This is a genomic window from Aphanizomenon sp. CS-733/32 (genome assembly GCF_028330045.1).
Lineage (GTDB): Bacteria > Cyanobacteriota > Cyanobacteriia > Cyanobacteriales > Nostocaceae > Dolichospermum > Dolichospermum gracile.
This window is the reverse complement of the sequence record NZ_JAQMSE010000096.1, coordinates 1-8,948: the sequence shown is the minus strand read 5'-3', so window position 1 is coordinate 8,948 and position 8,948 is coordinate 1. Positions and strand designations below refer to the sequence as shown.

General features: G+C 34.3%; 8 protein-coding genes and 1 pseudogene. 3 read left to right on the top strand and 6 right to left on the bottom strand.

Features of this window, described 5'->3' with window-relative positions; translation table 11 throughout:
- The first annotated feature begins 526 nt into the window (after positions 1–526).
- The 3 genes from PN471_RS07465 to mltA all read left to right on the top strand — a co-directional run bounded on the left by PN471_RS07465 (position 527) and on the right by mltA (position 3,050).
- Positions 527–1,294, top strand: coding sequence for a hypothetical protein (locus tag PN471_RS07465; protein WP_193895908.1), 768 nt, complete (start codon positions 527–529; stop codon positions 1,292–1,294).
- A gap of 278 nt (positions 1,295–1,572) precedes the next feature.
- Complete coding sequence (locus PN471_RS07460) at positions 1,573–1,821, top strand: hypothetical protein (protein ID WP_168643314.1); 249 nt, start codon at positions 1,573–1,575, stop codon at positions 1,819–1,821.
- 2 nt (positions 1,822–1,823) lie between these two features.
- Positions 1,824–3,050 (top strand): murein transglycosylase A, encoded by a 1,227-nt coding sequence (gene mltA / locus PN471_RS07455; protein ID WP_271776303.1) that lies wholly within the window; start codon positions 1,824–1,826, stop codon positions 3,048–3,050.
- A gap of 120 nt (positions 3,051–3,170) precedes the next feature.
- On the opposite strand, the gene PN471_RS07450 is transcribed toward mltA, so the two are convergent.
- From PN471_RS07450 to PN471_RS07425, 6 genes and pseudogenes are all read right to left on the bottom strand, one after another.
- Positions 3,171–3,725, bottom strand: a complete 555-nt coding sequence (locus PN471_RS07450; protein WP_271776302.1) for a Uma2 family endonuclease — start codon at positions 3,723–3,725, stop codon at positions 3,171–3,173.
- 149 nt (positions 3,726–3,874) lie between these two features.
- The gene (locus PN471_RS07445) at positions 3,875–4,087 is read right to left on the bottom strand and encodes a type II toxin-antitoxin system HicB family antitoxin (protein ID WP_271776301.1); all 213 of its coding nucleotides are present in this window, start codon (positions 4,085–4,087) and stop codon (positions 3,875–3,877) included.
- A gap of 129 nt (positions 4,088–4,216) precedes the next feature.
- Positions 4,217–4,687 (bottom strand): annotated as a pseudogene (locus tag PN471_RS07440) (AAA family ATPase); the annotation flags it as partial.
- Between the two features lie 62 nt (positions 4,688–4,749).
- A complete protein-coding gene (locus PN471_RS07435; RefSeq protein ID WP_271776300.1) occupies positions 4,750–4,893 on the bottom strand; it encodes a hypothetical protein in 144 nt (47 codons plus the stop codon).
- A gap of 108 nt (positions 4,894–5,001) precedes the next feature.
- Positions 5,002–8,214 (bottom strand): Eco57I restriction-modification methylase domain-containing protein, encoded by a 3,213-nt coding sequence (locus tag PN471_RS07430; RefSeq protein ID WP_271776299.1) that lies wholly within the window; start codon positions 8,212–8,214, stop codon positions 5,002–5,004.
- A 151-nt stretch (positions 8,215–8,365) separates the two neighbouring features.
- Positions 8,366–8,737 (bottom strand): hypothetical protein, encoded by a 372-nt coding sequence (locus tag PN471_RS07425; RefSeq protein ID WP_271776298.1) that lies wholly within the window; start codon positions 8,735–8,737, stop codon positions 8,366–8,368.
- Positions 8,738–8,948 lie beyond the last annotated feature (211 nt).

Genomic DNA, 8,948 nt, shown 5'->3' with positions numbered 1-8,948 from the left:
GCCTACAAAACAAAAAACAAATCTCAAAACCAAAGAACCGTGGGGCGCACGGTCTTAAAGCTCAGTTAATGTCCTCATAGAGGAGTCACTGAGAAGCCCACACTCACCTGAAAGGGAGTGTGTGGAGTACGTCACTAAAGTTTAATTGCAAAAATGTCCTATCGAATTTAAAGCTGTTATCCTAATAGTTGAAGCAGGTATAGCTTCCCTGGCAGATACGACAGCTAGAGAGAAAGAAGAGAGAAACCACAAGTTAAATAAGAGGTAAAAGCGCTGTTTAATTTACATCTGTCTCGTCAACAAACAACGACACCCAACGCGAAAGCTGATATTTCCTCACATGACTGAAGATCAGGGGGCGCTGTGACTGATTTCCATCACTTGTTTGTCAAGTTGGTGGGAGGTGGTACATCCCTGGCTAGGATCAACAAGAAGAGGAAATCAACAGGCGAGTAGATGTTTGGGTGTTGTTGTTTGTAATTTTGGACTAGAATTAAATAGAAAGAGACATTAAAAATAGCGCCTTATGTCAATTATTGCGCTCAAAGCGTGGTATCTACCGGATTATGAACCGATTACAGAACTGGAAAAACGTCCTCCAGATATTCGGCTGAGTAAAAAAAGCCTATTAAAATCAGGATTACGAGCAGACTTTTTAGAGGATAGCGACGCAGTAAAAACATCAACTTGGTTTGGGCGATATTTAGAAGGAGAAAATATTGAGTTTTATATTGAAGGCAGCGGTGGATATTCTGTAGCTAACATTGACTTGATTAGTCATGAAATTTATTTTACTAAACAGGCTGTATTAGCCCAATTAGATCCGACAATATATTTCTGTTATCAAACCGAATATGGGACAGCTAATGATCTTCTCAAAGAAGAATTGCTTACCACTTTAAAAAGTATAAATGAAAAATCGCATTTTCCCCTGACCTTAGTAGAATCACCTCGTCCCAAAAATGCTTGTTTGCGTTTAAGTCGCGCCAGCATGAGAAAAATCCGTAAGAGTTTATTATTTATTGCTGATACCACTGCCATAACTAGCATTGACAGTCAGGAAACAAATCAATTAATTCCCAGTCCTCATGTCTGTGTAGAAATGGGTTATGCTATCCACAGTAAACGGACTGAGCAGATTTTACTGGTACAAATGCAACGTCCAGACTTGTCAGGGCAATTTCCCTTTGATTTGCCCACCCAGCAGGTTTTACAATTTCAAAGTGGTACGGAACTCAAGCAAATGCTGACAGGAATAATTGAAAACCAGTTGGCCAAATTCAAATTATTTTAGCTACAGCAAATTGTCATCAAACCCGGAACAAGAACCCCACCCCCAACCCCCTCATCGCTTGCGGGGAGGGGGCTAAGATGTACCTTATATGATTGGAAATCGCTGTAAGTCCTAGATACAGCAAATTGCAGATTAATGAGGTACAGAATCTAAATTCCGAACCAGACAGCAAGCCAGTTTTACTCCTGACTCCTGACTCCTGACTCCTAGATAATTCTTTTCATAATGGTGCGACGTGGTTAACAATGGAGAAGATGTATTTTCAGTAGTGTAAATTTATGCCTAGAACTCCTAACGAATATGCTGTTTTTTTGCTGCTAGACAATGGACATCGGGAAGAAGTGCGTTTTTCCACCTTTCCAGAATTTCAAAAATGGTATAGCGGCGTATTAACTCCAAAGCATGATTCAAATGAGTTTATTAACGTACCGATTAAGAATATTCAAGGCGAATATTTAGTGGTGCGCCCGTCTAAGATTGCAGGAATTCGGGTAGAACCTGTATTTAATTCTAGTATTGAAAGATAAACATGAGAAAAAACCTTACTTTGCTGGCCTTAAGTCTGGGAATTGCTTTTATAAATCCACTTTCCTCAGTTATAGCTCAAGCTCCTAATTCACAGCCAGTCACGATACCAGTAACTCCGGAAATACCACCTGTAGTAGTACCAGCACTCCAACCTATTGATTTAGAAACTGTTTGCACCCCCCAGAATTGCTTAGGTTTGGATGAACAACTTTGGGGTAAACAGGGGGATAAACAAGCATTGCTGACCTCCATAGATAACAGTTTGCGCTATTTGGCAAGTAATAAAGCTGTTACAGCCTATCAAGATTACCCAATTAAGGAAATTACCCTGAATCGGGTGCAGCGCAGTTTGGTACGCTTTCGGCAATTGGTTGTGAGTTCTCAGTCGGCGGCTGAACTACAAGCTGCTGTACGACGGGAGTTTGTGTTTTACCAGTCTGTAGGTAACGATGGCAAGGGAACTGTTAAGTTTACAGCTTATTATGAGCCTGTGTATGTTGCCAGTAGAGTCAGTGATTCTGTATACAAGTATCCTCTTTATCGTCTGCCACCGGATTTCCAGAAATGGCCAAAACCCCATCCTAAACGGGTTGATTTGGAAGGCAAGGATGGGTTACTGGGGGATAAAAGCAGGTTGCGAGGTTTAGAAATTCTTTGGTTTCGTAATCGTCTAGACGCATACATGGTTCATATCCAAGGTTCTGCCCAAATTAGATTAACTAATGGACGCAGAACATCCGTTGGTTTTGCTGGAGGAACTGATTATGCTTGGACTTCTATCGGTCGAGAACTAGCAAAGGATGGGAAAATGCCACTGAGTGGTTTAACCATGCCTAAGTTAATTACTTATTTTCGCCAAAATCCCCAGGAGTTAAGTAATTATTTACCACGTTGGGAAAGGTTTGTTTTCTTTGCAGAAACTAACGGTACGCCGGCTACAGGTAGTATTCTTGTCCCTGTCACCGCGGAACGTTCCATTGCTACAGATAAGTCTGTGATGCCACCGGGCGCACTGGCACTGATTGTCAATTCCTTTCCTTATCCTACTAATCGTGGCAAACTGGAATCTCGTCTAGTTAACCGGTTTGTATTGGATCAGGATACAGGTAGTGCGATTAAAGGACCGGGAAGAGTTGATTATTTCATGGGTTCTGGTCAATTAGCAGGCGATCGCGCTGGTATTTCTGGCGGTAACGGTTTACTATTCTATTTATTACTCAAAGAATAGGAGTCACCGAGTCAGGAGTTTAGAAAGAATCAGGAAATTTCTTCCCTTCCCCCTTGTGTGTAGTAGCTTACAAGGGGGGAGTAAGGGGAGGTAAAAATTACGGGATACTACTTTAAACACCTATTCAAATACAGGAGGCCATAATTCAGAAATAGCAATTTCCCAACCCGGAAATAATTCATCTACAGTTAATTTATCATCTTTTGTTAATAAGATAATTTTACCATGAGGACGATAAACAGTAACAGTTAATTCATCAGGATTGATTAAGATTCCTACCTTTGCGCCTAATTCTAAAAACAATTTGAGTTTATCTTCTAATTTAGCAACTCTATCAGTTTTTGATTTAATTTCTACTACTAAATCAGGAACTAATTTAGCAAAATCTCTCACTGTCCGTTTTAATCTTGCGGCGGCAACAAAGGACACATCGGGAGCGCGTAAGTCGGTATTTGGCATAATAAACCCACCGCTAGAGTCAAATATTCGCCCTAATTTACGAGGTTTGATCCAATTACCTAATAATCTAATCAATTCAGCACCAATTTCACTAGATTCTATATCCGATGGACCCATAATTAAGATATTTCCTTCTTGTAATTCTATTTGATAGTCGTTATTATCATCTTTTAAGAGTTTTTCTATTTTTTCTAAGTTGTCTATTGTGAGAGTCATATAATTTTGATCTCCGGTGATATTTGTGATGATTTAATATTATAACATATTTATTCAAATTCCCCAGATCCCTGACTTCTTTAAGATGTTGGGGATTTCTAAACAAAATTATTAAGTTATCTGGATAATATAGGAATTTACTACTTAAATTAAATCAAAACTTCAACTTCTTGGGCGATACTTGTAGGCTGGGGAATTGGTAAACCTGACTCTATTAAACCTTCTATATGAAATTCTATTGCTTCAACAATCATTTGTTGAACTTCTACTAATGTTTCAGCTACAGCTACACAACCGGGTAAGTCGGGAACATAAGCACCATAACTGCTATTTCCTTTTTCAATTACTACTGTATAACGCATTATTCTTCCTCCAATTGTGCTTAATAAAACCCTTGTGGAACAGGCATCCTGACTGTTAACCTTGTACCGCATAACAGAAGGAAGTGCTGTATATTTTTTTAATCAGCTAAATCATCAACACGAGTAAATTTAGCATAAGTATGTTTCATATTCTTCTATTTCATTTCCTTGTAAATTATTTCTGATAGTTGTTAGATAATCATAACGATCAATTTTATCCTGTATATCTGGAGAATGAGTAGAAACTAAACCAAAAGCAGGACTTCTTAAAATATAATCAAAATCATAAGCCGCAATATTTTCCACTTCCTCTATTTCCACTTCTCCATTAATCATTTTTAGCTTTAAAGTTAGTGCATCATCTCCAGCCCCAGCAGTAATGAAAGGACTATGAATAGCTACAAAAAATTGTAGATTAGGGAAAACATTTCTTAGTTTTTTAGCAATCAATCTTTGCCAAACGGGATGTAAATGAATATCTAATTCATCTATTAATACAATACCTGATGCTTGACGTGGATCATCAAAATGAGAAAATGTTTGCAGTAAACGCCAAATTAAATCTCCTGCTAAGGCTATAATACTACGAAAACCATCTGATAATTGAGTAAGGGTATGGAAACCTCATATTACAACTACATCTACATTTACACAGATGTAAGTTATTTTTCCTCAATCTTAGCTTCTGGACTTTCCGCTTCAAAAGGTGGTACTAATTGCCAGAATTTAGGTAATATTTGATAGTCGTTATCATCATCTTTTAATATTTGTTCTATTTTTTCTAAGTTGTTAATTGTGAGAGTCATATAATTTTGATCCCCGGTGATATTTGTGATGATTTGATATTATAGCATATTTATTTATATCATTCAGATCCCCGACTTCTCAAAGAAGTCGGGGATCTAAATAGGGATCTAAACATCTTCTAGTTTTATGGCTGCATATTCTTTTTCTGTTAATGTATTTTCAGGATCTATTATTTTTACTTCTTCATAGGTTAATTCGTAAAGTTTATAAACCATGTTGTCTATTTGTTGTTCTAATGCGGTGGTATCTTTCCCTTGAGATTTGAGGGTTATAATTTTTTCTGCTTTTTTAATAAATATGTTCTGGGTATTTTCGCAACTTAACATAATAGGAATACGAGATGTTACAGAACTATCAAAGTGCATTGTTCTAATGGCTTTCCCAAATATAAAAATATAAGCATACCAATTTACAAGTTTTGAATTTAATAAGCACCAAATATATTGAGATGATATCTTATTTTTTGTAATAGTAATTTGATTAATAGTATCTACTAAAATTAAATCAGGTAACCGTTCAGGGATACAGCTAATAATTTGAATATGTTCATAAGGTTTAGTAATATGCGCTACAATATTTTGCACAAGTACAGAATTTTTATTGATTTTTGCTTTTTCACTAATTAAATTTGCATCATTAATATATCCTTTAATATTTCTAATTCCATATTTATTAATATCCTTACCTCCAATCACTGCATATTTACCTTCTGTAACTAAATGTTTTTGTAATCCAATTTCACCTCTACTATTATCAGCAATATCATTTAAAAAATGACTTTTTTCAAAAATCTTATTACCAAGAATGAGTTCACTATTATTAATTCCATTAGGGAAAAGCCCAAATTTTATCTTTAATTTTTTGTGGATATTACCCATAAAATCAAAAGATTTATCAGCTTTAAATAAGATTGATTTATAGTTATCTATTGTTTTACCTTTGTGGATAGAAATAATGCAAGCCTCAAGTTTTACATTATCAAATGCTTTTCCACAGTCTGCAATCAAAGCAATTTCTTTTTTAACAAAATCTCTTATATCTGAATAATTCGATGCAAAAGTGAATGATTTGGGAATAATATATGTTTTTATCCCCTTTTTTTTATTCAATGAAATACCTCTTTCAACAAAAAGAATAGCTGTTTCAGAAGTTTTTATTTGATACTTTTCTTTAAAGAATTTAATATCTAATGTACTTAATTTTGCACCATAGGGAGGATTACCAATGACAATATCAAAACCCACATTTTCCACAACTTGCTGATTCATCACTTCAGGAAAATCTAACTTCCAATCAAAGAAATTAAGAGACTTATCAGGATAATTCTTTAATTGTTTAAGTTCCTGAATATTTTGTTTCCAACCAACAGTTTGTAAATAAATTTCCGTTTGCTTAGTTAAAGTTTTACCTTTACCAGTGGGTTTATCTTCCATACCTTTAGTTTTAATCATCAATTGTAATTGACTTATCAGCAAATCAATTTTCAAATTACGGATATCAGCAGCTAATTTTTTCTTATCGCTATCTGGATTAAAAAACTGCATTTGTTTATCACTAATTTTCCTTAAAATTGCTTGAGGTTGGTAAACATCAACTAAAATACTTCCTTGTGTAACATCTTTTATATCCCAATCAATATCAATAATATCATCACCAAACTTACTCACCAAACTATTACCCACCACAATTTTATAATCAAGATTAGGTAACGCTTTCGGTTCAGGTTCATCTACAATTAAACTCAACCAAAAACGCAATCTAGCGATATCCACAGCACCGCGTTCAATATCCACCCCATAAATACTATTTTGGATAATATTTAACTTGACTTCCGAAGCATTAAAATTAGTCGTATTCCCAAATTCAAAAGTATGTAGAGTTTGTTTTGCGGTAAATATTTCATGTAACAAACCCATAGGAAAAGCACCCGAACCAATAGCAGGATCACAAATCTTCACATTATCCAATGCAATATTCAAATGTCTGAACCATGATTTATAGGATTCCTTTGATTTGCTTGATTCTTCGAGAATATTTATATTGATTTCTTTCTTCTTGATGAATTGTGTAATCAACTCCTTTTGAGTTTCTTCTATCAAAGTAATCCCTAAATCAGAAAAATCACAGTTTAGACAATAGGTATTTAGATATTCAATCAAACTTTCCTGACACATATAATGGACAATTTCTTTCGGAGTGTAATATGCACCTTTATCTTTATTATCTTCTAGTAAGTTCTCAAAGATATGTCCTAACATTTCCGGGTCAACAGCTATGGTATGATCAAGAGGATCATCTTCATAAATAGTGAAATTGTACTGATCAAAAAAGTTAAACAGATTTGCAAATAAATGATCAGGAAAAATTAAATTACGATGATTTGGATTATCTTCCTCAAATAAACCACCATTCAAATAGGGTATTTTATAAGATGGATTTTTAATAAATAAATCATTAGCGCGTTTTGTATTTAAAGTATCAAAAAACAGCACAGATAAAAAATCTTGATAAAAAAGTTCTTTATGGGTAAAACTTGTAAACTGATTAGTTAAAAAATGATGATCACCTTTTCCCCAATCTTTATTTTCTGGTACACCTAACCAGCCTTTTTTCTGGATAAAATATAAAAATACAATCCTTCCTAATAACTTTTTATTAAAATCACGAATAGCTTTTTCATCACCATTAAAGACGGTTTGAGAAATACCGGGCTGGAAAATGATATATTTACAAAAACCATCATAATGCTTTTTATATTCATCAAAAAATGTTTTAGAAAGTTTCTCAACAGAAAACGCTTCTTTGATATCATCTAAACTAACTTTATTACCCTTATTAATAATCCGTTCAAATCGTTCTATAGCAGTTCTAACACTTTCATCTTTACCTAATATATAAGTATAGCGTTTAGGTTCGGTTTTAATTTCTATAAATTCCCCATCTGCATTATAACCTGTTAATTCAGAAACATAAGTAAACCGCCAATTGACACTTTCTGGATGATGATAAACAATAAAAGCAGCATCAATATTTTTCCAATATTTACGCAATAAATTTCTTAATCCTACGCGATTACGTTCTAAAATAATTCCATCTGCTAGTGTGACTTCATAAACTGCAATTTGTCTTTTAATACCATCTTCATTGAGTAATATATAGCCTAAAGTTTGGGCGTTAGTAGCAACATGATAATCAATATCTGGCAAGTTTTTAGGAGTTGATAATAATTGAGAATTAGCAAATGCTTGTCCTAAAAATTGCTTCCATGTAGCTTGATTGTAACGTTGATTAAATAGGTTTTGAATTTGTTGTTTTTTCATAATAAAATCCCTGAACTTTTTTTAATGATGAAAAAAATATTGATTTAATTTTTGTAGGTTGAGTAGAACGAAGTGAAACCCAACATTAACAGGGAGGATAACAGGGTGTGTTGGGTTTCGTTCCTCAACCCAACCTACAATAAATATTGTTTTACATAAAAGATTCAGAAATAATTAATATTGGTTTCTCAACTTTTCTTTTGTCTCCTTTTTGGAAATTGGATGAATCTACACTATATTTTTGGGCAATTTTATCAATTTCTAAAATAGCAGTATCTAATTTTAACTTTTTCCTTTGCAACTTGTCAACATCAGCAGGTAAATTAGTGTATTTTCCTATATCAATCAAAATGATAATTTTTTTAATATTTTCCTTTTGGTTTTCCGTAATTTTGGGATGATTGATAATTTGAGACAGGAACTTCTTAGCATTTTGCGCTACCCCTCCTAACGCTTCTGGATCTATTTGTGATTGTAGCAATTTATGTTCAAGATTTTCAAAATATTCAATAGCTTGATTCACATGATCATGATGATTAGGAATTAATTCGCCATTTTTTTCATTTTCCTCAGCTTCAAATATTTTAAATGCTGCTAAGAGGATGTTTGAAAAGTTTCCGGCGATTAGAAATCGCTACTACACAAACAAAGTCCACCTGCGTGGACTAACGAAAAATCAAGGCTTTTGAACCCACGAAGGTGGGTTTCGTCTGTGTAGCTGCGACTTCTAGTCG

Bases quoted from the DNA above. Each gene is read 5' to 3' on its own strand.
- PN471_RS07460 (WP_168643314.1), top strand. From the start codon at position 1,573: ATGCCTAGAACTCCTAACGAATATGCTGTTTTTTTGCTGCTAGACAAT.
- PN471_RS07430 (WP_271776299.1), bottom strand. From the start codon at position 8,214: ATGAAAAAACAACAAATTCAAAACCTATTTAATCAACGTTACAATCAA.
- PN471_RS07450 (WP_271776302.1), bottom strand. From the start codon at position 3,725: ATGACTCTCACAATAGACAACTTAGAAAAAATAGAAAAACTCTTAAAA.
- mltA (WP_271776303.1), top strand. From the start codon at position 1,824: ATGAGAAAAAACCTTACTTTGCTGGCCTTAAGTCTGGGAATTGCTTTT.
- PN471_RS07465 (WP_193895908.1), top strand. From the start codon at position 527: ATGTCAATTATTGCGCTCAAAGCGTGGTATCTACCGGATTATGAACCG.
- PN471_RS07435 (WP_271776300.1), bottom strand. From the start codon at position 4,893: ATGACTCTCACAATTAACAACTTAGAAAAAATAGAACAAATATTAAAA.
- PN471_RS07445 (WP_271776301.1), bottom strand. From the start codon at position 4,087: ATGCGTTATACAGTAGTAATTGAAAAAGGAAATAGCAGTTATGGTGCT.